Annotated in this window: 20 protein-coding genes and 1 pseudogene; 11 read left to right on the top strand and 10 right to left on the bottom strand. The window is 69.3% G+C overall.

Features of this window, described 5'->3' with window-relative positions; translation table 11 throughout:
- Positions 1–400: 400 nt before the first annotated feature.
- A complete protein-coding gene (locus tag OG199_RS03685) occupies positions 401–1,651 on the top strand; it encodes a hypothetical protein (RefSeq protein ID WP_405827908.1) in 1,251 nt (416 codons plus the stop codon).
- 572 nt (positions 1,652–2,223) lie between these two features.
- On the top strand, positions 2,224–2,514 hold the full coding sequence (locus tag OG199_RS03680) for a WhiB family transcriptional regulator (RefSeq protein ID WP_402178215.1): 291 nt from the start codon (positions 2,224–2,226) through the stop codon (positions 2,512–2,514).
- 258 nt (positions 2,515–2,772) lie between these two features.
- Here the strand turns inward: OG199_RS03680 and OG199_RS03675 are convergent, their stop codons facing one another.
- Together OG199_RS03675 and OG199_RS03670 are read right to left on the bottom strand one after the other, a co-directional pair.
- Positions 2,773–3,441: a hypothetical protein gene (locus tag OG199_RS03675; protein ID WP_405827906.1), complete on the bottom strand. Its 669-nt coding sequence runs from the start codon at positions 3,439–3,441 to the stop codon at positions 2,773–2,775.
- 189 nt (positions 3,442–3,630) lie between these two features.
- Positions 3,631–4,107, bottom strand: a complete 477-nt coding sequence (locus OG199_RS03670) for a hypothetical protein (RefSeq protein ID WP_356801399.1) — start codon at positions 4,105–4,107, stop codon at positions 3,631–3,633.
- A gap of 424 nt (positions 4,108–4,531) precedes the next feature.
- On the opposite strand from OG199_RS03670, the gene OG199_RS03665 reads away from it, so the two are divergent.
- On the top strand, positions 4,532–5,347 hold the full coding sequence (locus OG199_RS03665) for a hypothetical protein (protein ID WP_405827904.1): 816 nt from the start codon (positions 4,532–4,534) through the stop codon (positions 5,345–5,347).
- Positions 5,348–5,404: 57 nt separating this feature from the next.
- Positions 5,405–6,066, top strand: a pseudogene (locus tag OG199_RS03660) (IS701 family transposase); the annotation flags it as partial.
- 334 nt (positions 6,067–6,400) lie between these two features.
- Here OG199_RS03660 and OG199_RS03655 read toward each other — a convergent pair.
- The gene (locus tag OG199_RS03655; RefSeq protein WP_405827902.1) at positions 6,401–7,639 is read right to left on the bottom strand and encodes an Ig-like domain-containing protein; all 1,239 of its coding nucleotides are present in this window, start codon (positions 7,637–7,639) and stop codon (positions 6,401–6,403) included.
- A gap of 555 nt (positions 7,640–8,194) precedes the next feature.
- Here OG199_RS03655 and OG199_RS03650 point away from each other — a divergent pair.
- Positions 8,195–8,470 carry a hypothetical protein gene (locus OG199_RS03650; RefSeq protein WP_405827900.1) on the top strand — a complete coding sequence of 92 codons (276 nt, stop codon included), beginning with the start codon at positions 8,195–8,197 and terminating at the stop codon, positions 8,468–8,470.
- A 53-nt stretch (positions 8,471–8,523) separates the two neighbouring features.
- On the opposite strand, the gene OG199_RS03645 is transcribed toward OG199_RS03650, so the two are convergent.
- Positions 8,524–8,733, bottom strand: a complete 210-nt coding sequence (locus OG199_RS03645; RefSeq protein ID WP_356801393.1) for a hypothetical protein — start codon at positions 8,731–8,733, stop codon at positions 8,524–8,526.
- 404 nt (positions 8,734–9,137) lie between these two features.
- Here OG199_RS03645 and OG199_RS03640 point away from each other — a divergent pair, with 404 nt between their 5' ends.
- Both OG199_RS03640 and OG199_RS03635 read left to right on the top strand, forming a co-directional pair.
- A complete protein-coding gene (locus tag OG199_RS03640; protein ID WP_405827898.1) occupies positions 9,138–9,710 on the top strand; it encodes an SMI1/KNR4 family protein in 573 nt (190 codons plus the stop codon).
- Positions 9,711–9,896: 186 nt separating this feature from the next.
- On the top strand, positions 9,897–10,847 hold the full coding sequence (locus OG199_RS03635) for an RNA-binding protein (RefSeq protein WP_405827896.1): 951 nt from the start codon (positions 9,897–9,899) through the stop codon (positions 10,845–10,847).
- Positions 10,848–10,990: 143 nt separating this feature from the next.
- On the opposite strand, the gene OG199_RS03630 is transcribed toward OG199_RS03635, so the two are convergent.
- The gene (locus OG199_RS03630; protein WP_405827894.1) at positions 10,991–11,269 is read right to left on the bottom strand and encodes a hypothetical protein; all 279 of its coding nucleotides are present in this window, start codon (positions 11,267–11,269) and stop codon (positions 10,991–10,993) included.
- 218 nt (positions 11,270–11,487) lie between these two features.
- Positions 11,488–11,814 (bottom strand): hypothetical protein, encoded by a 327-nt coding sequence (locus OG199_RS03625; protein WP_356801387.1) that lies wholly within the window; start codon positions 11,812–11,814, stop codon positions 11,488–11,490.
- Positions 11,815–12,117: 303 nt separating this feature from the next.
- Between OG199_RS03625 and OG199_RS03620 the strand changes: the two genes are divergently transcribed.
- Positions 12,118–12,633, top strand: a complete 516-nt coding sequence (locus OG199_RS03620; protein ID WP_356801386.1) for a hypothetical protein — start codon at positions 12,118–12,120, stop codon at positions 12,631–12,633.
- Positions 12,634–13,115: 482 nt separating this feature from the next.
- On the opposite strand, the gene OG199_RS03615 is transcribed toward OG199_RS03620, so the two are convergent.
- The gene (locus tag OG199_RS03615; protein ID WP_405834414.1) at positions 13,116–13,715 is read right to left on the bottom strand and encodes a TetR/AcrR family transcriptional regulator; all 600 of its coding nucleotides are present in this window, start codon (positions 13,713–13,715) and stop codon (positions 13,116–13,118) included.
- A gap of 55 nt (positions 13,716–13,770) precedes the next feature.
- Here OG199_RS03615 and OG199_RS03610 point away from each other — a divergent pair, with 55 nt between their 5' ends.
- Both OG199_RS03610 and OG199_RS03605 read left to right on the top strand, forming a co-directional pair.
- Positions 13,771–14,235, top strand: a complete 465-nt coding sequence (locus tag OG199_RS03610) for an SRPBCC family protein (RefSeq protein ID WP_405827891.1) — start codon at positions 13,771–13,773, stop codon at positions 14,233–14,235.
- Positions 14,236–14,577: 342 nt separating this feature from the next.
- A complete protein-coding gene (locus OG199_RS03605) occupies positions 14,578–14,934 on the top strand; it encodes a hypothetical protein (protein WP_405827889.1) in 357 nt (118 codons plus the stop codon).
- Positions 14,935–15,130: 196 nt separating this feature from the next.
- On the opposite strand, the gene OG199_RS03600 is transcribed toward OG199_RS03605, so the two are convergent.
- Entirely contained in the window at positions 15,131–16,834 is a 1,704-nt protein-coding gene (locus OG199_RS03600; protein WP_405827887.1) for a hypothetical protein, read from the bottom strand.
- A gap of 201 nt (positions 16,835–17,035) precedes the next feature.
- Between OG199_RS03600 and OG199_RS03595 the strand changes: the two genes are divergently transcribed.
- The gene (locus OG199_RS03595) at positions 17,036–17,413 is read left to right on the top strand and encodes a hypothetical protein (protein ID WP_401809766.1); all 378 of its coding nucleotides are present in this window, start codon (positions 17,036–17,038) and stop codon (positions 17,411–17,413) included.
- Positions 17,414–17,703: 290 nt separating this feature from the next.
- Here OG199_RS03595 and OG199_RS03590 read toward each other — a convergent pair whose 3' ends face one another.
- Together OG199_RS03590 and OG199_RS03585 are read right to left on the bottom strand one after the other, a co-directional pair.
- The gene (locus tag OG199_RS03590) at positions 17,704–19,944 is read right to left on the bottom strand and encodes a PQQ-binding-like beta-propeller repeat protein (protein WP_405827884.1); all 2,241 of its coding nucleotides are present in this window, start codon (positions 19,942–19,944) and stop codon (positions 17,704–17,706) included.
- A gap of 291 nt (positions 19,945–20,235) precedes the next feature.
- Positions 20,236–23,832 (bottom strand): phosphodiester glycosidase family protein, encoded by a 3,597-nt coding sequence (locus tag OG199_RS03585; protein WP_405827882.1) that lies wholly within the window; start codon positions 23,830–23,832, stop codon positions 20,236–20,238.
- Between the last annotated feature and the right edge of the window lie 149 nt (positions 23,833–23,981).

The following is a 23,981-nucleotide window of genomic DNA, read 5'->3' as shown; positions in this document are numbered from 1 at the left end:
AAGACAGGTGGTCGAGGTCTTCTCACACGGAAGGCCTGCCTTGTCGAGCCTAGGAATCAATGATTCGCAAGTCCAACAGTTGCTGGTCATGGCATTGAGAACTGGAATGGATGAATGGATCTGCGGCAGATGTTCGGTTGCCTTGATCGCCGATCCCGGCGAACCCATGCGGTCGAAGCGCCGGCGGATCCAACAGCCGCCCGGACCACCCCGGGGTGGTCCAGGCGGTCAGGTCGGCACGTCGTCTGTGACCGTCGGAGAGCCCGCCAGATTCCATGAACAGGTCAAAAACAACTGGTCGATACAACTACGGTGGCCTTCCAGGTGTCCAGAAGGTGAACCGGCGGACGGAAAAAGCCACCGCCGTCCTGCCTTTTTTGCTGCCCCTCAAGGAGATCCCGTGGTGCGTGCACGATTCCGCCGAACGGCAACCCTGGCCACCGCCGTGCTCGGCATGACCGTCCCCGCACTGTCCGCCTCCATCGCGCACGCCGACGCCGCCGGTGTGCGCCTGGTGGTCTCGACGCTCCCGACCCCGACCCCAGAGCCGGGCGGGACGTACGACAAGAGCGTCACCATCACCAACACCGGCACGGAGGCCGCGCACGGCGTCGTCTTCCAGGTGCGGCTGACCCGGGGGCTCGGCTTCACCGACAGCACCGAAGGGTGCACCTACTCGACCGACGCCGACCAGGTGGGTCAGGCACAGTGCGCCTTGGACACCGTCGTCGAACCGGGAGCCTCCGTCACCGTGCCCGTACGGTTCAAGGTGCTCGCCAAGGGCCTCATGGAGTCCGTCGAGTACGGCACCGGTCCCACGGGAGAGGCGCCGGGCAAGGAGGGGTACGGCGACAGCTATCACCGTATGCCTCTGACCGTGGACAGTTCGGCCGACCTCGTGGCGGTCGGGGACCGGGCGAAGGGTCGGCGCGGGCACACCGTCACCGTCACGGCCGCCCTGCGCAACGACGGACCCGGCTGGATCCACAACACACAGAGCGACGACCAACCGGGCCTGATGGTCCACGTTCCGGCCGGTACCACCGCCGTCCAAGTCCCGCGGGAGTGCGCCCCCTTCGGGATCGACTCGCCGACCGGCCCGTCGGAGCCCGGACACCCCGTCTACGTGTGCTGGCACGACGACAACCTCATCGAGGTCGGCCAGACGCTCAGTTACACCTTCGTCCTCAAGATCGGCGGCAAGGCGCACGACACCGAGGGAGAGGTCCGGGCGAGTTCCGTCTACGGCACCCACCAGGACTACGACAAGAACGCGGCGAACGACACGGCGACTCTCCACGTGGACGTGGCCGAGGGCGACGGTCCAGGAACGGGCGGCTCGGGCGGCACCACCTCCGGCGGCGGGGCCGGAAACGGTGGAACGGGTACGGGTGCCGGCACGGGCGGAGGCCACAACACCCACGCCCCCTCGACAGGCGGCTCCCACACCCTGACCGGCTCGACGTCTCCCGCGCCGACCGACAGCCCCACCGGCGATCCGTCCGGCACGAGCCCGCAGGGCAACCTCGCCGCCACGGGCGGCAACGGCACTGCCGAGTTGGCCGGTTCGGCCGCGGCGACGGTCGTGGCCGGCGGCTCCCTCGTGCTGCTCGCCCGACGCCGCCGCGACGCCAGGACACGGACACGGTGACGCGGGCGCCCGCCCCATCTCAGAGCCGTCCGGATGCGCGGCACTGGCATCCGATCCTTGGAGCGCGATGAGCTGATCGGGGCGACGAGCGAGGACGATACGTCAGCGGTGCAGTTCACCACCTTGCAGCGATTCTCAGCCCGGTGTTCGAGCGCTGTACCCGGTGTGGTGCTGCCGGACGTTACCCATCGGTACGCAGCGGAGGCTGCTGCACGGTGTGACCGTCCTCCGCACGGGCAGCGACGAGACCATGTGAGGAATGCCGGTGTGTCCGTGCCACCGGGCTGCTCATCGGGGGATTCGTGCGCGGGCTCACCGGTCAGTTGGTGTACGGCAGCCTCCAACGAGCTTGAGCGGAATCGGGTTGCGTCGCGTATATCGGGCTAGACGGTGAACTAGGGGCCGATGTCCTGTGTGGCAGTGGCGCGGTTCTCCGCGAGGACGCAGGACGACGGCGCCGCGTCGGGGAGGGGTGGGATGGGGCGGGACGGTGCGTGCGGTCCGGGGGCGAACCCTGAGGGCAGCCCGCAGCAGCGTGATCAGCTTGGTCAGCCGTGGGGGAGAGGGAAGCCATGACGAGTGCGACGACCGACTGGAGAGAGAGCTCCGCCTGCGGCAGCTCCGACGCGGACGAGCTGTTCGCGGACAGCCCACGCCAGAAGCGGGCCAAGATGATCTGCATGGGGTGTCCGGTGCGTACTGAGTGTCTGGCCGAGGCGCTCGACGGCCGTATCGAGTTCGGCGTGTGGGGTGGCATGACCGAGCGTGAGCGCAGAGTGCTATTGCGGCGGAAGCCGAACGTGGCCTCCTGGCTCTCCGTACTGGAAGCGGCCCGGGGCAGCGTGGTGTCCCGGGTCGGCTGAGGACGCGAAGGGCCCGCTCGTACGGAATGGGAGCCCAAGGTGCTGAAGGGTCCGGAATTCTGGACGGCCTTCACGGTGCGGGCCCTGAACTGGCGTTCACGCTGCCCAAGTACGCATACGCAGGGCCTGCTCGACAGAGTCCGCGCTGACGAACGGGCCGGGCTGGCTGGGGACGATTCACGTGGAGCCCCTTGAGCGGCCGGGCCGCCTACCGCAGTTGGCGTCGCCCGTGTGCGGAGCCGCTCCTCCGGTGCGTTGCTAGCCTGTCTGGGGCTCGCCGAGCGGCAGTCCCGAGTCGCGCAGCCATGCCTGGCCGGCCGGGCTCCAGGCGACGCGGGAGCCGAGGGAAACCCAGACCCCGAACTCACCGGGGGCGGGCTCAGCGTACTGCTCGGCCCAGAAGCTGTTCAGACAGAGCTGCACACCACAGCCTTTGAATTCGGACAGGCCTCGCCATCCGCAGTTCCAGCTGACGTTCATGGTCAGTGGCCCGAGTGCGGAGACCATCTGGTCCAGTTCCTCCTCGGTGCAGTCATCCTCGGTTTCGGTGTCGGGGCCGCCGAAGGGCGGAGTCCTGGCCAGGGAGAGGGACAGACCTTCGGGCAGTGGCCACAGGTCGGCCAGGTCCGGGCGGAGCCGCATGTCAGTAGTGAACAGATAGTTGTGCTCTTCCCAGTCGAACGCGACGCCGCGGCGCTTCAGTTCATCCCGGACGGGTCCGAATCCAGGCAGGTCCCGGTCCCAGGCGGCCAGCGCGGCGCCGAACGTACGGACTGCGTGCGCGTACTGCTCGGCTGTGGTGACCAGCTCCAGTTGAGGCCAGGGGATGGTCTGCCAGTCGGACAGTTCGCGCATGATCGCGCGCGCCCGTGACAGCGCGCTCGGCGCATCGGGAAGAGGCTCGCGCACTCGATAGAGAATCGACATGGACAAGGGACTTTCCTCTCCTGCGACAGAGGCGGACGCGCCTGGCAGCAGACGAGTTCGGGAGTCGCTCATAGCTGTACACCGGCAACTCGCAGGGGGCCGTGGCGCCGGTGAGCGGCTCCCCTTGTGCCGAACAGGGAAGGAGCGTTGGGCATGTGGTCGCTTCAGGCGCTCTGCCGGATCGCGGTATCAGCGGTCGGTGACGGTGGTGTCGACCGCGTCCGGGTCCGCCTGATGCCAGTCACCCGAGGCGATGTCGGCGATGATGCGGCGCCAGCCATCGGTTCGGTGACCTCTGGTCGGAGCGTTGTCGTCGAGCCAGATCTCCGTGCCCACCGGGAGGACCTCCTCCGCACCTCCTCGGCCGCCGAGGGCCAGTGTGAACTCCGGGTCGGCTGGGTCACTGTGGGTGTAGACGAGACCGTCCTTCCGCCACGCCTCCAGGCCGAAGGAGGCAAGCGGGGCGATCCACCACGTGCCCGTGTCGGGGCGAAGGAGCAGGAGGCGGTCGCCGGGCATGGGAACGTCGGTGTCCTTCACCCGTGACGCCAGTTCCCTTATCCGCACGGCGGGTTCGACCTGCAACCCGAGGTTGGTCCGCCGTGAGGCCGTCACGGTGAGCAGGTAGTACGGCACGGGGCCTCCGGCAGCGCTTGCATGTGTCATGTCATGTCATGTCAGCCGTAGCCGATCACGCCGTGATGAGTCGTTCAATCCAGGACGGGTAAAGCCGCCATGGGAGCAGGTGGTTCCCCGCGGTTCCAGCGCTGGCCGAGTGCCGGCCTTCACGCAGCCTTTACCCCCAGCCTTCCGCCACGCCGTATCAGCCGGGGCCAGGCTGAGTGACTCCCGCTCCCATGAACACCGCCCACTCGCGCGAGCATACGACTCCCAGCTACGCGTCCAAACGACGTCGCGGCAACTCGCCCACTCAGCCGAGGGGGTTCAGGCATCGGCAGCCCGGTCCTGTCGCACTCTCGTGGACGGCGGCGACGGCCAGGTGTGGTCCCCGGGCTCGTGTCGACATGCCTTGACCAGCGGGTTCGTGTGGTTGAAAGTGGCCCTGTTGATCGACTGGGGGGTAGGAAGCATGACGCACGACGAATACGTCGACCGCTGCGAGGAGCTTTTTGCAGTGGGCGGATTCACGCAGGTCCGGAAGCTGGCCGAATCCGGCCTGGAGGAACTCGGGCCCGATCCCGTGCTCTACCGGTGGCTCGGCCTCGCCCACGCGGCAGAGGACGACGACGACCACGACGCCGAGGCGGAGAAGGCCTACGAGGCCGGGCTCGCACGGTGTCCCGACGACCTCGGACTGCTCGTGTCCTACCTGGAGTTGTGCCTGCGGGCCGACGAGTGGACGTACCCAGGGCGCAGCGGTCGGGCGACCTCGCTCAAGGAGCGGATCGCCGTGCTGGCTCCGGCGGGTTCGCCCGAGGCGGTACGGATGGAGGCCGCGCTCGGCTGGGCCGGGCGGGGCTACTGGCAGGACGTACGGGAGAGGACGGCCACCGCGCGGACCGAGCGGGCGGCTCTGACGTCCCACAGCGCTGATGTCGCGGAAGCGCTGGAGCAGGGCGGCCAGGCGCCCGCGCATCCCGAGGACCTGCGCGCCGCCGAGGTGGCGGCCGCGCTGGAACTGCTGACCGGTCCGTGGCGGGCCCCGCTGCGGCTCTTGGTCCGTCATCGGGTGGCCGCGTACGTCGTCACCTTCGTGCTGGTCGTCGTCACCAACAAGGCGCTGGTGCTGAGCGGGACCGTTTCCTACAGCGTGTGGGGCTGGATCTGGTACGCGCCCCTCCTGCTGGCCGACGCGAAGCTCAGGCAGGCCCGGCGGCTGGCCCGGCAGCGGGTGATCGCCGCGATGGAGGCCCGGCACGCCGATACCGCCGCGTCCGCGGGCTAGTACTGCAACCGTGCTTGTCGTGACTGTTGGCCAGGTCCTTCCCTGGTGTGGTTAGGGGCCGAGCATGCCGGCCCCGATCGCATGCATCGGCTGTTGAACAGGATCGAGTGGGACGCCGGCGAGGTCCTCGACGACGTGCGGGACTACGGCGTGGAACATCTCGGGGACCGTGAGGCCGTGCTGATCGTCGATGACACCGGATTCCTGAAGAAGGGCATTCGCTCCCCCGCGGTCCAACGGCAGTACTCCGGCACCGCGGGACGCACCGAGAACCCCCAGATCGGGGTCTTTCTCGCCTGTGCAACTGGCCGCGGACGCACGGTGATCGACCGCAGGCTATATCCGCCGACGTCCTGGACGGACGATCGCGAGCGATGCCGGCAGGCAGGCATCGACGACAGGTCCGCTTCGAGACGAAAGTGAGCATGGCCAAGGCGATGGTCCGCAGGGCCATCGCCGAGAAGATCCCGTTCGGCTGGGTGACTGCGGACGCCGCCTACGGCTTCAGCAAAGGCCGGCGGTTCGAGCTGGAGCAGGCGGACGTCTTCCACGTCATGGCCACAACGAGGCACGACACGGTCGTTACCCGCTGGTCCATCGACCACCCCGTCCGCGACCTGTTCCCCGGTCTGCCGCGGCAGAAGTGGAAACGCCGTTCCTGCGGCGCCGGCGCCCACGGACAGAGGATCTACGACTGGGCCCGTGTCGAGGTCCGTCCCCCGGCACCACGCCGTCGACGCCAACGCCAGGCCCGCATCAGTCACTGCAATCAACGAGGCCACAGACCCCGAAAAACTGCCCAGCTCACAGTGGGCGTTTAGTTGATCTTTGGGAGTAATTCCCCGACAGCGCAGCGCAGGGATGCGGGAGGGGCCGACGGACTCGACGATGCGGCGCGTGGCCTCGATGCGTCCATGCTGGGCAAGCGGACGCGGGGCCTCCCCGGGCCGAGGGCTGCTCGAGCGCCCTGACGACGCAGGCGCGGTCGACATGGAGTCGGTCGCCACCCGGCGGAAGGGATTCCGGTTCGGCTGCGTGGAGAGTGGCGTGGTGTCAGTGGGTGGTGCTGCCCGCGACCCACTCGCTCCACGGCATGGTCCAGTCGTTGAGGCCGTTGTCCGGTGCCAACGTGGTCTTGTCCTCGGAGTTCTTGACGATCACAACGTCACCGATCATCGAGTTGTCAAAGAACCAGGCGGCGGGCTGCTTGCCGTCGCCGCCGCCCTTGACGTCCTTCAGGCCCACGCAGCCGTGGCTGGTGTTGACCTTGCCGAAGACCGCGTCGGCACCCCAGTAGTTGCCGTGGATGAACGTGCCGGAGGCCGTCAGGCGCATGGCGTGCGGTACGGCCGCGATGTCGTACGCGGGCCTGCCGTCCTTGTTCATGAGGCCGACGCTCGCACCGTTCATATGGAGATTCTTGAACTTCTCGGAGATGACCATCTGACCGTTGTACGTCGGGTGGTCGGTGCTGCCGGACGAGATCGGGATGGTCTTGATCGTCTTGCCATCCCGTACGACGGTCATCTGCTTCGTCTTGGCGTCGACGGTGCTGACCTGGCTCCGACCGATCGCGAACGTGACCGTCTTCTGGATGCCGTGGAGGCTGAGCTTGACAGTGACGGTCGAGCCGGGCTTCCAGTAGCTCTCGGGGCGGAAGTCCAGGCGGTCGTCGTTGAACCAGTGACCGACGACCCGCTGCCCGCTGCTCGAGCTGACCCGGATCTCCGACTCTACGGTCGCCTTGTCACTGATCGCCTTGTCGAAGGAGACCGTCACCGGCATGCCCACGCCGACGGTCGAGCCGTCCTCGGGGGAGAGATGCCCGATGAAGTCGTTGGCCGGGGAAACCGTGGTGATCGTGGCGTTCCCGGTCGCGGAGCGGCCCTTGGTGTCCTCGGCCTCTGCGGCGATCTGATACCTGGTGGCCCTTTCCAGCCGGCCGTTCGGCTTCCAGGAGGCATGGTCCGCGGACAAGGTGCCCGGAATCTCGGCACCGCTGGCGACGGCGGTCATGGTCACCTTGGTGAGCTTGCCGTTACTGGCGGTGACGTTGACGGGATCTTCGACCCCGACGTTGAAGGCGCCTTGCCCGGGCGTGATCTTTATCCGTGCGTCGGAAGCATCGGCGGCCGCCTGATCCACCCGCGCCTGCGGTTTCGGGGGATTCCCGGCGTCGTTGCGGCTGGCCGCAGCGTTGCTGGTACCGCCGAGGGCCGTGACTGCGAGTACGCCGCCAAGTACGCAGGCCGTAGCCGCCAACCCGGTGTGTCGTTTACGTACCGTGATCAAACGCTTCTCCCATGTCACTGGTCTATGCGTACCTGCGAGCTGATCGCCGGAGGAAGTTCAACCGGCTTGTAACTACTTATAGGCATGCATCTATCCAGAAATGGGCAAATTGTGGTGAAGGCCACGCGTCGCCGAGACCACGCTCGACGGCCGGATGGCGTCCAGGCGCTGGCCGGTAACAGCCTTCGAAGAGCTGGGGTGGGATCCTGGGATCCGGTGTCAGCGACCGGGTAGCCGTAGGGGACGTTCGTTACGCGACGTGCGATCGAGGCGGCGGCGCGCGCCGGGCTGATCGGCTCGTGACAAGGCGGCCCCCGTCGTACGGTGGAAGCACCGGGAGGTGCGCCTCCGCAGCACCCTGCGGTGGTGTCCGCCCCGCCAGAGGCCGCGAATCATCCCGCGGCTGCTCTTCCCATGCGGCCGCTCCGAGGGCGGATGCCGTGGGCGATCCCTCGCCGAGCACCGCTCGGCGCGGCTGCCACACGGTTCACCGCCGGGACCGGGCCGCGTGGCTATCCCGGAAAGCGTGACGATCCCGGAAAGCAGGTACGCCCCATGCTCACGTCGCCCCGCGTCACCGCCGTCCTCACCGGCCTGACACTCGCCTTCGGCACGACGGCTTTCGTCGTTCCCGCCGCCCACGCGGACATCCCCGCCTGCACTCAGATGGCAGCACAGGCGGGTGCCGACGCCACCGGCACCGTCACGTCGGCGTGCCACCGTGGCGTCAACGGCGACCTCCAGGGCTGTGTGAACGGGCTGACAGCAGCCGGAGTACCGGGCGGCGCCGCGAACGGCGCCTGCCGACTGGCAGCCCACGAACCTCGCTGAACCGCCCATGGACACTGGCCCTCAAGTGCCGGGGCGCCCTCCGGGGAGCCCTCTCACGTTATGGGGCTGTTGCTGTACGTGCCGCCCGAGCAGTACTCGCCGGCGTACGGTCTACTGCTCACCGTTCCGCCTCCTTGCTGGCACTGTTCCGGGGTGACGTTGGTCTGGGGTGTGCTGACCTGCGCAGCGGCGGCGCCGGCGACGCTGAGTCCGGTGAGGGTCGCTGCGGCGATCGCGAGTCCGAGACTTCGGCGGATACGCATGGCGTCTCCCTTCGGGATCTTCCCCCATTCGGATTACAACCGTTGCCGGTCACGGCAGCGCCCGCGCGCGGTATTACTCCGAACGAGTGAATCCGGCTGGCTTCGATCGGAGGCCCCGGTCGTGCGGTCGCTCCCTTTCGGGTCGGGCGAGCCATGTGTCGGCATGCTGCCGGCTGCGCGCGACTCGAAGCAGTGGGAGAACAACTGCTCCGTCTCGTGGTCTCCGTCCACCGGGACCCCGCCTGCTTCGATGGTGTCGTCGAAGGTGATGTCGCCGAAGACGATGCCTCAGAGGGTCGGTACGTCGGCGCGTGCCAACGGGCGCAATCGGGGCGAAAACTCTGTCTGCAGAACGACCACGACGAAAATCCCGTATCCGTCCGGTAGGCAGGAGAATGGCAGTTATGGCGGTGCGGAGCAGCTTCGAGGCGTTGACAGAGCTGTTGCCTCCACGACCAGGCAGCGGCCTGGCCGTGGACTGGGCGGCGGTCGAAGAGGCCTGGGGAACAGGGTTTCCCTCGGACTACAAGAACCTCATCGCCCACTACGGCGATGTGCTGCTCGGGGACTACCTGCAACTCATCGCCCTTACCACCGTGACACCGGACAGGTGCGACGAACCCGGCGCACCACGCGGCGGCATGGGTCTCATCACGGCGGACACGCGCGACACATGGACGGACACCGCGCCCACCGAAATCGACGCCGAGCCCGAAGAGTTGGTTACGTGGGGAGCCGCGAGCAGCGCCGACCTTTTCTGCTGGCTTACCCGTGGTGAACCGGACAATTGGCCCGTTCTGGTCTTCAGCCACGGTGACGACACGTGGACTCAACACGACTTCGGAACAGCAGAGTTCTTGGTCCGTGTGCTGAATGCTCAACCGGGCGTGGCAGTGATGGCCGAGACGCCGCTGTGGGGCGACAGCAGTCCCTCGTACGTCAACTCGGCGGAACGTTGCCGAGCGCGGGGAAAATGAATCGGCCAGGGCTGCTGACCTTCCTGTCGACGTTCAAGGGATTAGGTCCCAGTGGGGGATTACTCGCTCACCCTGGGTTGCGGCTTCAGACCGCGCCGTCCGCAGACAGAAGTGCTAGCCCCTCCCTGCAGAACCGGGGCCGGACACTACGCTGGTATCCCTTTCGCCCTCCGCCCAGGGAGCAGCGTGCCGCCGGCCTTCGTCCACCGGATCACCAAGTACGACCCGGCCGACCGTGATGAGCGCGGCCACTACACCGGTGCCGAGGAGACGGTCAGCGACCACGGGCCGGTCGAAGCGGCGTATCTGGCGGCGGTCACCGCCTTCGCGGATGCCTCGGGCATCGACCGGCTGGAGATCCGCGAGCCCGCGGTCGCCGGCTTCGTCCACTTCGGTGCGGAGCCGCCGGTCGAGGGTCACGGCCTCGGTCTGCTGTTCCCTCCCGACCTCACCGGCTACCACGACGGGGCCGAGGTCTCCCTTCCGGTCGCCCTGGAGCTGGTCCGGGCCATGCTCCGCGACCAGGGCGTCTGGTGTCGGCTGGAGGCGGGAGGCACGTTCACCGTGCACGTCGGGTGGGACCAGTACGTGTACGTGGGCAGCGACCGCCCCTGCACGGACGCCGTGGCCCGTACGTGGGAACTGGGCCTCTTTCTGGAACCCATGGCGGCCTCCCCCTACGCAGCGGAGCTCGAGGAACCGGGAAACACCCAGACTGCCGACGAGGACTTCTGGACGCACGTACAAACGGAGCTGGCCTCACGGCAGGCGCTGCTCCTGGAGGAGACCTGCGTCCGCGGGGCGGCACGGTGGCACCGCCTTAAGGCGGAGAACCTCGACGCGGTGCGCGCCGGTCTCGGCCCGCGTGCCCTGCTGACCGTCTGGCCCGACCTGACCGCGGATGTGGACACGGTCCTCGCCGGGCTTCCCGAGGAAGGATCCGTGGAGTTGGTCTGGGAGGCACCGGACGGGACGATCGGGCACGCGATCGTCCATGACACCGACCACGAGCAACTCGCCATCCTGGTGGCCGGCGCGCGAGCGGCCTGCGCCCTGCCTGTGCACGTCGACGACCATCACCCGCTGCTGTGCGCCGTCCTGCCCGACAGCGACGGCGTACTGCGCGCCCGGTGGTGACCCCGTTCGATTCGTGCGCAGGCAGGCTCGTTGATGGCTCGTGCACACCAACTGGCAGGTGACCGCCCACGGGTCAGTCGGGACCATCCCGCGTGCGCGCGGAGCCGACTGTCTGGCCCCTGGCGTTACTGAGGCCGAACGCTTCAGGGTGACCAGGTCGCCACGAAGCAGCTGACGCTGTCCACGGTCTCGGCGTACAGGAGACGGTGAGTGGTCAGGTCCCAGTCGGCTCCGTCCAGTAGCTGCCAGGGCGATCGTCCTGACCCCTTCAGCTCTCGAGCGCGGTCCACGTCCATGGCGGGGAAGAATCCGTCCGCGTCACCGTTGGCCAGCGCGGCAGCGATGCCCGCCTCTGTCTCGCGGCCCCGCTCGTCGGGGCGCCGGCCGCCGGCCGTTCCGGCGTGGGTCGGACCGTTCCTCATGAGCGGCGGGTGCGCCCACGTCCGTGGCGAACGTGAGCAGTGGTGGATAAGGGCAGATCGCAGCGGCCACGAGCATGCTCCGCAGCGTAGCCGCCGCGTTCAGGCGGTCACGCCGCCCGGAGATGCTGGATTGCCAAGAGGTCTCACGCAGGTGATGGGCGGCCCAATACCCGAGTCGCCAAGTCCGAGCCGCACTTCGTGTCCGCTCGGGCGAACGGTCACGGCTGTGCGCTCTGACGGTGCATGGGCGGCCGATCGAGTATCTCGATGTACACGATCCGGCCGTTCACGACGTCCAGTATCAGCATGCCTTTCGAGGGCAAGAGAGGCACGCACCGATGGCCCGGGCCGTATGGCTGCCCCTGCGGATGATCTGCGGTTTGGATGCTCTGGCAAAAGTCATCGCCGCAGCCGCACTCGTCAACCAGCCGCAGATCCCACGCGCAGATGGCCAACTCCCTTTCTCCTTCTTCCTCCAGGAGGGCAGTCAGCTCGGCGACGAGATCTGGGAAGACGTCGCGAATGAGGGGGTGGTCCTGCTCCATGGGCAGAGGGTAGCCGGGGCGGTCGGCTGAGCGCGATGACGGGGGTGCCCAGCCGCAGCAGCAAGATCACGATCTACAGTTGGAGAACCTGGCCGGCTGGAATGACACTCGGCCAACTGGGGCCTCCTTTGAGCGGATCATTCTCTGACGTCGAGATCCAAGCCCTGGAGAGGAACGTCGACAAACCGCACCGCCTCACCCGATCAGGTGATGGATCGCCACGGGTCAGCGGGCCGCTTGAGATCGGTCGCCTTTTCCGGCTCAGGATTGGCCGTCGACCAGCGAGTGGAAGGACCCACGTACATGGTTTTCGTTCGCGTGCATGCCATGAAGGGCCATCTGAGTGCCGCGCAGAAGGAGGAGCTCGGCGCAAAACTCGTTCAGGCCGTGGCTGACGTCGAGGATCTCGTCAACAACCAGACCCACAAGGAGACCTCTTGGGTGCAGTTCTATGAGTTCGAGCCCGAGAACTGGTACGCACCGGCCAATGTCGCCGGTGCCGATCCCAACTCCCGAGTCCAACTCGACGTGATCGCGCCTCAGAAACTTCTCCCCACGCCCGAAGACACCCGTGCCATGCTGACCAAGACGGCCGAAGCCGTGAGATCGGTGTTCGGCTCTGGTCCGCTGCCCGCGCACGGGCCGTGGGTGCACGTCTACACCATCCCGAACGATCAGTGGGGACAGGACGGCCGCGTTCCCGACTGGGAGGGGTTCCGGGCCCTGCTGCGGGCCGGCAGCCCGGAAAAGGCCGATGAGGCACTGGCCCAGATCTACGGGCCCGGGCGGCACACAGCAGCGGTGTGGCGTACGTCGTAGCTTGATGAGGCCAGGCCCTGTGCCGCGATAGGTGCTGGAATTCCTCGCACGGGCGGAGCGGTCGGTGTTCACCCGGGCCGCGTGGAACTTCGCGAAGACTCAGGTGAATTCCCTGTCACGGGCACGAGGGACTCGGCGCTGAATATGGCGGACAGCTTGGGCCTCTCGCCCCGACCGGTGGAGTGCTACCGCGCTGAGAAGCTGACGAAGCCGCAGAAGGGTCTCCCGGCCGCCTCGGTGGAGGCGGCCGAATCCGTATGGAAACCGCAATTCAGGGCACGGGCGCGAGTGCAGACGTCTACCTCCGGAGGCATGATGGGGCACGTCGTCGCCGATTCCGGATTCACCGCCGGCGGGTCCTCCGGCGACGGCCGCGAGCGCCGCGTCACCACCGCAATGCCACCCACGGCGTCTGCCTCGGCGACCATGTTCGACCGATGGTCGCCGTCCGGCCCAGCAGCTCAGCCCGGTCGGCGACTCCGTCACTCCGAGCCGTAATACAGCCGAAGGAAGTCCTCCATCGCCGCGTTGACGCCCTCGCGGTCACCGGTGGCGAGCAGGTCGAGCAGCAGGCCGCGGACGGTGGCGAGTCCCAGCCGGGCGCGGTTCCGGGCCACGGCAGGGTCCGCCCCTGTGGCGACCTCGGCGGCCACGAGCGGCTCCAGCCAGTCGTTCACGAGCCCTTCGAGGAGCGGGGCGGCCTCGGGGCGGCCTCGTAGCGCCTGCCCGTAGATTTCGAAGAAGAGCCGCTCGTGACCGGCCAGTCGAGGGTCCGTCAGCTGCTGCCAGAGGAGACGCGCGGCATTGACGGGCGAGAGGCCGGGATCCAGCCGCAGCCGGGACAGCAGATCGCGCTGGCGCTGCTCCGACGTCCGGATGATCTCGCCGAGCAGCTGTTCCTTGGAGCCGAAATAGTGGATCAGCATGCGGTGACTGACGCCGATCGCGGCGCCGAGGCCGCGCAGGCTCAGGTCTGCGATGCCGTGGGCCGCGACGTGGTCGACGGCGGCGTTCACCAATTGGGCGCGCCGGTCCCCGTCCCTGCCGGGAGCTGCCCCGCCCTCAGGATCCGAGCCGACCATATTCACCACCTCACGAGTGTACCAATTGGTACATGCCCTGTGTACCGTGTGGTACATGAAGCCTGTCACCGTGTCGATCGACGTACCGCAGACGCCCGAGCGGGTCTACGACTTCCTCGATGTCATGGCTCACCACGAGCGATTCACCAACCACTACCTGAGCGACTGGCGCTACAGCGGTCCCGGCCGCGGCGTCGGATCGTGTGCCACGGTCACCGCCAAGCTGGGCGGCACGAAGACCGACGTCGCCATCGAGGTCGTCGAGGCGGACCCGCCGCGGCGCATCGTCGAACGGAACGTCAGCGCCGCCGGCCGACGCCTGGCCCAGGGCACCTACACCATCGAGCCGCTGCGAACCGGCGGGAGTCACGTGTCGTTCACGTACGCATGGGCCCGCACCCCGCTCGCCGACCGCCTGCTGGCACCCGTCGTCCGGGCCACGATACGACGCGCCAACCGGACGGTCATGCGACGCCTGGCCACCGAGTTGGCTCGCCACGCGTCCGCTGCCGGATCCTGACTTCGGTACATGTCGGCTCTTCCGCCCGTCGAAGCTGCGCACAGATGTCTCATCAGGTGCGGCGGGAACGGGAACCACCCGGCGCACCATCGTGTTCCCTGTCAGGTTCTTATGTTCAGCTCGTCGGAGCGTCCGGGAACGCCTGGGACCGATGTGACCGGACGCTTCGGCTGCCGATGTGGTCGCTGCGATGATGATCGTCTGCACACAGACTTCAGAGGCGGACGATTGAGTTACGAACTCAAAGCGGTCATCGCGGCGGCAGGACTCCTGGTGCCCGCCGCAGCAGCACTCCCATCGGCCCGGACTACACCTCTGCGGCATGGGCTGGCCCTGCTGCCCATGAGCGACGTCCTCTTCCGCGAACTCAGCGACGACTGCGCTGCGGGTGCTCAGGAGTTCTGGCGTCTGCCTTCCGGCTTCGACGTCCTGCTTGCCGAGTGGTCGAAAGCCGGCCCGGTGGCCTATGTCGAATCCGAATACTTCGGAGGGGTGGGCGAAGAGAACAGCGCCGTTTGGCGCGACGGATACTTGGCTCTTGGCCCCCTGCACCTTCTGGAGGGCGAGCCGGTCCCTGCCCAGGGATCACCGGTTGCGCAGGCCCTTCGCGAGCTCGGAATCCGGACGGAGGGTTCGAGCGGTGAGTTCGCCGCAGTGGGTCTCGATCGGCACCGCGCCAGCGAGGACTGGATCCGCTGATGGACAGCACCAGCGCCCGCGGGGCCGCTGGGCAGACCAGGAGCCCTCAGGCCCGTCGACCGAGCCCTCACGCTGAGTGTTTCTGTGCCGTCCTCACGGCAGGCGTACTGGTGTGTCAGGACGGAGCTTGAGGTCAGAAGCCAGTGACGCGGCTGGCGCTCCGACGGCGTGGCCCACGACGAGCACGGCCGGCCGTTCACGGCCCTGGAAGCGCAGTTTTCACCGGTGACGTCGGACGAGGCGGAAATAAGCACGGACCGCTCCGCGCGAAACGGGGTCGCGGTCCGCTGGATCGGCCCTGGTTCCAGGCGAGCAGGCTGGCCGAGAGCGCGACGAAGAGCAGGACGGACAGGGCGATGGTCAGAGAGCGCAGGCGCCTTGCGGCGCGGGCGGTCTGGCGGCTCTCGTGGTCGCGGGCAGCGGTGCCGGCGTCGAGGAAGGCCGCCTCCGGGCTGCTGAGTGCCTGACGGGCCTCGCCGGCGAAGGCATCGGCTGCGGCGGCGAGGCGGCTGCCGCGGTAGAGGGTGTCGGGGTCGCGGTCGTGTTCCACCCAGGTGCGTGCGTCATCGGTCAGGCGGCGGTGCAGGCGCAGGCGTTCCCGCTCCTGGTCGATCCAGGCCCGGTAACGCGGCCAGGCCGAGATCAGGGCTTCGTGGGCGAGATCGACTCTGCATCCGTCCAGGGTCAGCAGTCGGGCGCGGACCAGTTGTTCGAGGACGGCGGCGGTCTCGGGTGAGGCGGCGTCGAGTTCGGCGCGGTCGGTGGGGCGACGGGTGTCCTCCGTGCCCTCACCGGGGGTGATCAGCCGCAACAGGATCCGTCGGGCCGTACCGGCCTGGGACGGGGTCAGCCGCCGGAAGAGGTCCTCCGCGGTCGTGGCGACGGCACCGCGAATGCCTCCCGCGGCTTCGTACATCTCCTCCGTGAGGGCCCTGCCCCGGCGCCGCCGCCACGTCTCCAGCAGAGCGTGCGACATCAGTGGCAGGCCGCCCGGTTCCTGCACCGTTTCTTCGACGATCCGCGCGGTCAACGCCCGTTCCACGATCAGACCCGCGTTGGCGGCCGGTTTGACCACGGCCTCGCGCAGCTCGGCCGCGCTCATGGCGCCCACCACCACGGTGGCATCCCGCAACGCCGCCGCCAGCCCGGGATGCTGGGCACAGCGGCCCAGGAAGTCCGCGCGGACCGCGATCACCACGCGCAGCCGGCTGTGCTCGTCCAGCGCCGTCAGCAGGAGGTCCAGGAAGCGGTCCCGCTCAGGGCACAGAGTGAAGACCTCCTCGAACTGGTCGACCACCAGCAGGACGTCCTCGGTGCTCGCGGCGGGCACGGTCGTCAGCCGGGCGGCGTGCTCGCTCGTGTGCCGGCCGCCGGGGGTCGTGACGCGTACCGCCGCCAGCCGCGGGGCACCCTCGGGCCGCTCGCGCAGCGCCGGCAGGATCCCGGCACGCAGCAGCGAGGACTTGCCGCTACCCGACGCCCCCACCAGCGCGACGAACCGGCGCCTGCCCATCAGATCGACGACCCGGTCGACCAGATCGTCCCGGCCGAAGAACAGCTCCCGGTCGGCCTGCCCGAAACACACCAGACCCCGGTACGGCGGATCCGCGCCGTCATCGTCCCGCGGCGACCGCGCCAGCTCCCGCCCCGCCGCTTCCCAGCGGGCCTCCCACTCCTGCCGGTCGCCACCGCACGCCTCGACGTAGGCCAGCGCCAGCGGTAGTGAGGGAAGAGCCCGGCCCGATGCCGCGTGGGCCAGGGACGAGGCGGAGAACACCGAACGCCCGGCCATCGCCCGGTACGTCGGACCGCCGGCCTTCGCCCGCAACTCGCGTAGCGCGTGAGCCAGTTGCTGCACCGGTCCCGCGCTGGGATCCAGCGGAATCTCCCGACGACCCATCGAACAATCCCCCCGGATTCATCCCGTGATCGTGCCGACGCGACGCTACGGGATTGTCCGAAGTGGCAGCAGGGGGCTGCCAGACAAAGCCGCGGCCGGAAAGCTCGATGCCCGGCGGGACCTCGACCGGCCCCGCCCAGCCCGGCGGCATTCGCCGCGGGGGACCCCTAGGCCCGACGGGCCGACGAGGAGGGAAAGATCATGGCCAGGTATCGGAAGACGAGGCGCGCACTGAGCGCCGGGGCGGCTCTGCTCGGCGCACTGGCACTTTCGGGACCGGCGCACGCCGCCGACCGGACCTCCGTCGTCGCCTACGGCGCCTACATCCGCGCGCAGGCCGATTCCTACGGTGCGAACGGCGCCGTCAGGGTCTGCGACACCTATGGGGACGGCTACGGGGTCGCCGTCCGCTACTACCGCAGGACCGGAAGCCGTCAAACGCTGTCGAACTCCAAGGGCAACGGCAAGTGCAGCGAAACCACCGACATCCAGAGCAATCCGATCATCCTCTTCACGGCATGCGTTGTCATTGACAGCGTCGACTACTGCGCCTCCCCCTACCAGGACACCGGCCGGTAGCCCGCGCGCTTCCACGGGGTGCCGCACGGGCGTGACCACTCCGGACAGCAGCCGTGCGGTCAGGCGGCCACCGGGCCCGTTCGGCGCCCGCCCCCACGGGGCCGGTGGCCCCCGTCGGTCGACCGGCTGCTCCGCGCTGCGCAGCCCCGCCGTACACGCTGGCGGTGACTGCGGTGACTGCGGTGACTGTGTCCGGTGCCTCAGGTGTGATCCAGTCAGGTTGCGACCGTGCGGCATCCCGGGGTGCGGGCGGCCGGCGATGGGCCGGACACGCCCGCTGTCCCCTCCCGTTACGGCAGTTCGATGCCGGCGACGACTCCGTTCTGGTCGCCGACGACCAGGGTTCCGCCGGCGATCGCCGGAGTGCTGAACGAGTACGCCAGGCTGTGCTGCAGTCGGCCCTGCGGGGTACCGTCCGACAGCTTCACCCCCAGCAGCTTGCCGTCGACCGACTGGGCCCAGGCGACGCCGTCGGCGATCACTACTCCGGCGTTGAAGACGCGCACCGCCAGGTTGGTCTGCCAACGGGTCTTACCCGTCGCCAGGTCGACCCGGGACATGATGCCGAACTCCGTGGTGAGCAGGGCCGATCCGTCGTCGAGGACGACGGTCGGGGCGTACATCGCGCTGCCGGCCACCGTCCAGAGCAGCGCACCGGTCGTGGCGTTCAGTCCCCACGAACCGGCGACCGAGCCGACGACCACCACACCGTCGCCGACGGCGACGACGTCGTCCCAGCCGCTGTAGAGGGCCACATGGTTCGCGGTGCCGGTGGCCATCGCGAAGGCCCACAACTGCTCACCGGTGACCGCGTCGTGGGCTCGGGCGTAGCCGTCGCCCGCGGCGGTGTAGACCCGGTACCCGTCGGAAGCGGCCCTGCCCGAGGAGAAGCCGCGTCCGGGAACCGACCAGAGTTCGCCCCCGCTCGCCGCGTCGAGCGCGAACAGGTTCTGCCCGGCGGAGAAGAACACCCGCTCCCGGCCGCGGACTTCGGCCACCAGGGGCGCGCTGAGTACCGGGGCCCCGGCGTCGAAGCGCCACTTCTGCCGGCCGTCGGCGGCCTTCAGCGCGTACAGCCGGTGGTCCGCTGAGGGGATGAACAGGGTGCGCGCGCCGGCGTCGACCGCGGGCCTGCGGTACACCGGTCCGACCTGCGCGTGCCACAGGCGCTCGTGGGTGTCGCGGGCGCCGGGCCGGATCGCGACCACATCGCCGGTGGTGGAGGCGGCGACCACCACGGGCTTCGCGGCGGAGCCGACGAGGGCGATGCCGCCCTGGACCGAGCCCGGCAACTGGTACTGCCAGCGCAACCGCGGGTCGTCCGCGTCGCGTTCGACCTCGAACCGGGCGGTGTCCTCCCACCAGGACCCGTCCGCCCCGGTGACCTGCAGGCGCAGCCGCTGGGTGCCGGGCACGACCGAGGAGACGTCGACCGAGCCGGTCCACCTCTGGCCCGAACTGGCGGTGAGACTCTTCCACACCGGGGTCGCGGCGCCGCCGAAGACCGTCTGCGGGTAGAGATCGACCGCCACGGAGGTGGCCCGGGCGTCCTTGTCCAGCCGGACGGTGACCGGGAGTTGACCGCGGTCGACCTTGCCGAGGCGGACGGCGCGGGGGCGCTGCGGACGGCCCTGCCCATCGCCGGCCAGCGGCATGTCGGCCACCGGCACCTCGGTCTCGGAGCCGTCGGCGGCGATGTTGACCCGGCTGACGCGCAGTACGGGGGCGCCGACTCCCGACTCGATCCGCTCGACCCAGTAGTACAGGGCGCCGTTGCGAACCGCGTTGAGTCCGATCTGGGTGAGGCCGTTGAAACCGCTCACCACTTCCTTGTGGATGTGGCCGGCGAAGATGCCGCGCACGTTGTGGTCCGCGAGGACGTCGAGCACCTCCGGCTGGTCGTCGACGTAGAAGAAGGTGTTGCCCATCGGGAAGTGTTGGAAGAGCACCGTGGGCGTACGGGGGCGCAGCCGCTTCAGGTCCGCCTTCAGCCACTCCAGGCCGCCGGGGCCGTAGTGTCCGGGCTCCTGGAGGACCTCGGTGGGGTCGAAGCCGATGAAGTGCACACCGCCCGCGTCGAAGGAGTAGGGCGCGGGGCCGAAGTGGGTGCGGTATTCCTCCTTGGCCGACGGGTCCCACCGCACGTCGTGATTACCGGGGGAGTAGTGCATCTTGCCGTGCAGCGCGGTGGGCAGGACCTCGGCGTACCGGTCGAACTCGTCCGGCCGACCGGTGTCGGTGATGTCACCGCAGTGCAGGACCAGGTCGGGGTCGCGCGCCGCGATCGACGCCCACACCTGGGTCAGCCACACCGTGGACTGGGGCGAGTCGACGTTGACGTGGGTGTCGCTCACCAGCGCGAAGCGCAGAGGCGCGTCGGGGTGGGCGCCGCCGACCGGCGTCGCGCTCGCCGGGGCGGCTCCCAGGAGGGACGCGAGCCCGGCGGAGGCCAGTGTGCCCCCGGCGAGTCCGAGGAAGCCGCGGCGGCCGACGCCTGCGTGGCGGCACGCGTCGTGGGTGGGATCTGACATGTCGATTTCCGATCAAGTGGTCAAGAGTCGCCGAGACTTCGGGATTCGGGTGCAAGGCTCGTCAGATCGCGGAACACCGCACTGGAGGTGGATGGTCCATGCATGAAACATTGGGTGGCTGAATGGTGGCCCAAGTCACGAGTGCTCGCCGCTGTCGGTACCCCGGCGGTCAATGCGTCCCGTCTTCCGCCGGAGAGGGGTGCGTGGGCCGGACGCCGCGACGCCGCGGTACGTGGCGGCGGGGAGCCACCAGGTACCGCGACGCGTGATGACAGTCGCCGCTCGGCCTGCTCAGGACACGTGGACAGAGGCTGTCGCCGTCAGCGTTCCCGTGGAAACCGTGACGTCGGTGGTCCCGCGGTGCGCGCCGACCAGCCGCAGCGTACGCCGGTCCAGAACAGCGACCACGTCGCGGCGGCGCAGCGCGGCGGCGAGGGACCGGTCGTCGGCGACGACGGCCAGGTGGGCGCCGCTCCAGAAGACCGTCGCCGGGTAGCGCAGCGGAATGACCAGCCCGCCCATACCGTCGTCGACCGCGGTGGCCGTGATGTCCCCGGAGCCGCCCGGCGCCAGAGCACTGGGTACGGTCAGGTTCACCCGGTCCAGCAACGGCCGGACGTCCGCGCGGAACCATCCGAAGCCGCTCGGGTCCGGCCTGTCGGGCGTGACCTCGGCGTCCTTCGGGGCCATGGTGACGAGTGACCAGGCGGAGAACCCTCCGTGGCGGGCGTCACCGTAGGGCGTCTTGCCGACCACCGGGGCGTTGAACTCGAGCAGGCCGTCGACCCGGCGGATGTGCGCGGTGTGCGCGTGGCCGCTGATCAGAGCGACCTGCTTGCCGGTGTGCTGACGGAATTCGGACAGCCACTGCTCAAGGAGGGCACCCTCGTTGGGGTCGGACAGCTGGCTGGCGCCGGTCCCGGTGGGGTCGAGGACGGGGTGATGGAGGGCGACGACCACACTCTTCACGGACCGGTCGTGGGCGGCCGCGTCCAGTTCCGTGCGCAGCCAGGGAATCTGGGACCAGTCCGACTGACGGAGCGAGCCGAGGGTGGAGTTGAGCAGGATGAACCGGGTTCCACGGTGGTCGAAGGCCTGCCGGGTGGGCCGGTTGGTGGAGGCGGTGAACTGGTCGAGGGTCCCGCCGCTCACGGCGCCGGACTCATGATTGCCGACCGCCCAGTAGAAGGGGATGCTCGCCGGCAGATGCTCTTTCAGCACCTGCTGGAACAGGGCGAAGTCGGCAGGACGGTTCTGGTCGACCCCGTCGCCGGACAGCAGGACGAAGTCGGGCTTGGCGGCCGCGATCTCGTCCAGGGCGCGCGCGGTGTGCTGGTACGCGTAGGACGTGGTGCCACCGTCGGCGTTGACGTGGGTGTCGGACAGTACGGCGAACCGCCATCCCCGCTTGCCGCCGGTGGTCACCTGGTCGGCAGGTTCGACGACGGCGGGGTCGGGCTGGTCGGGAACGTCGGGCACGTCGAGGTTCACACCGACCCGCGCGTCGAGCAGAGCGAGATCGACCGAACCCGCGGTGCGCAGGGACGGGTCGGTCTGTACGAGATAGACGCGCTCGATGGTCAACGGCGCCGTGAAACCGGTGGGGATGGCGCCTTCCACCCGCCGCCATCCGGTCCAGTCGACGTTCAGGGCGAAGGTGAGGGGGACATTGGTGGTGCCCTGCGAGCGCACCTGCGCGCGGAGCCAGTGCCCCGAGCCGTCACCGCGGACCCACAGGGACAGACGCTGGGCGCCGGCCGGAACGGTCAGGGGGGTCTTGGCCACCGCGTACGCCGCGGACGTACCGAGGGGTTGGCCGGTCATGTCGTAGGACAGGCGCAGCCCCTTCTCGCCGGGCGTGGCGCCGGGACGGTCGGAGGTGTCGACGGCCGACACGGACGCCGTCGCCTTCGCCGAGGCCGCGGACCACTGACTCGCGTCGGCGAACGAGTTGATGGGGACGTCGGCCAGGCCGACCGTGGTGGGAAGCCGCAGGACATGGCCCTGCACGGTCGCCGTGACGACGGTGCCCTTGCCGTCGCCGCCGGGCTGCCCGGTCACTCTGAGGGTGCCGTCGGCCCGGGCGGTCACGGATACGGCGGAGTGGTCGTACTCCAGTTTGATGTCGCGGGGCTCGATCGGGGCGGAGAAGCCCTCGGCGTCGCGTCCGGTGACCGTCACGTCCCGGTAGTCGCCGGGTGACAGGGACAGGGCCTGGACATCGGCCTCGAGCCGGTCCAGGTCGCCCAGTACACGGACCGGGACCTGCTGGGTCACGCCGCCGCTGCGCGCGTCCAGCGTGCCGCTGCCGGGACGGCCGCCGCGCAGTATCCCGGAGTCGTCCGCACGCGCGAGGTTCCCGGGCGCGGTGTGCCAGCGAGCCTCACCGAGCGGTGCGGGGGCCATGGTCTCGTCGTAGCCGGCAGCGCCCACGTCGCGGGACAGGCCGGGGAAGAGGCGGTCGGAGCGCAGACGGACGTCGATGCCGCGCAGTCGCCCGGACCCGGTCGGCGGGACGAGACCCACCGCGTTGGGGACGACGCGCTGCGAGCCGTCGGAGGGGACGTTCGTGACCGAGGTCGCCCGGTCGCCGGGCCGACGCGCCACCACCTGCGAGGAGCCCCCGCCGTCCAGCATGACGGCGTCCACCGCGCCCAGGTCCTTCATGTGCTGGGCGAGTTCGGCCGCGGTCAGTCCGCGGGACCGGCTGGAGGAGCCGTCGGCGACGTAGAGCACGAGTTGCCGTCGCGCGGTCCACCCGAGCGCGGTGCGCGGCTTGAGGACGCTGTTGGTGGGTTCACCGGTGTCGATGGCTGCCAGTTCGCCGCCGCGGACCAGAACGAGGTGCGCGCCCAGAGCCAGCGAGTAGGGAGAAGGGGCGGAGCTGCGAGCATGATAGGAAACCTGGACAGGGGTTCCCGCCGCGGTTCCCGCCAAGGCATCGGCGATCTGGCCGGTGGCCAACAGCAGTTGCGAGCCGGCGGGCACCGGACCGGCGCCGGCGCCTTCGCGGACGGCGACGACCTTCCCGCCCCGCACCTCGATCTCGACGACGTGACCCGCGGGCACGGCGTAGTGCCGGTCGCCGCTGCCCCAGTCGGAGGTGTACAGGGCGATCGCGTCGGCCGGGACCGAGCCCGGGTTGAGACCGGCCAGGTCGCGCTGGACGCCGTCCACCGTGACGCTGCCCTCGAGCAGAAGATCGGCGATCTGCCCGACACCGTTCTTGTCGAGGCCGACAACCGAAGCCGGGCGGGCGTCGGCCTTGATCAGCTCGCCGTCCCTGACCTCCGGTCCGATGGGCGCGTTGGTGGTGTCGATGGCGAAGAAGTCGCCGTTGGTGGCGGCCACGGCTTTGGCGCGGTCGGCCAGGTTCGTGGGCGTGTCGCGGGTGCTCACGGTCGGGGCGAGCAGCCGGGGCCGGGTCGGGCCGTCGAGGTCGGCGCGCAGCACGTATCCGTCGAGGAACCCGGCGGCGTCCACCGAGCGCTGACGGGTCAATGACACTCCGGGCGCGATCCGTTCGGTGTCCGATGCCGTCTGGATCGAGTCCGAGCCACTCCGCGCCGGGCGCCGGTCGACCGTGGCCGAGGCACCGTCGTCCGGCTGCGGCGGCACGACAGGACCCGACGGTGCCCGGACGCCGTCCTCGGCCTCGTCGTCCGGATGCGTCTGAGCACGTTGGACGAGGCTGAGCGGGAGCGCGGGGTGCGCCGACGCGGAGGCGCTCGTGGCCGGCGGGATCAGCAGAGTGGTGAACAGCCCGGCGGTGGCGGCCACGACGGCGACGGGAGCGAGGGGGCGAAGCCGCGATCTGTGCGGGAGGGCGGCGGTGTCCGTGGGGTCCGCCCGGTCCACCCCGTCGGAGAGGAACTGGAGTCTTGTCACCTGCATGACACTAGGTCGGGATCTTGGGTGGTGGGTGGGGTGCATGGGAGCCGCTGATGTTCGTGGGGTGAACAGTGGGTGAGCGTCCGCGGTTTACCGCCTGGTGGAAGCCGACTCCGGGTAACGACGGTGCGGTTGCTCGGTCCGTG

It is taken from the genome of Streptomyces sp. NBC_01176 (genome assembly GCF_045039825.1).
Taxonomy (GTDB): Bacteria; Actinomycetota; Actinomycetes; order Streptomycetales; family Streptomycetaceae; genus Streptomyces.
This window is presented reverse-complemented; position numbering and strand designations above follow the sequence as displayed.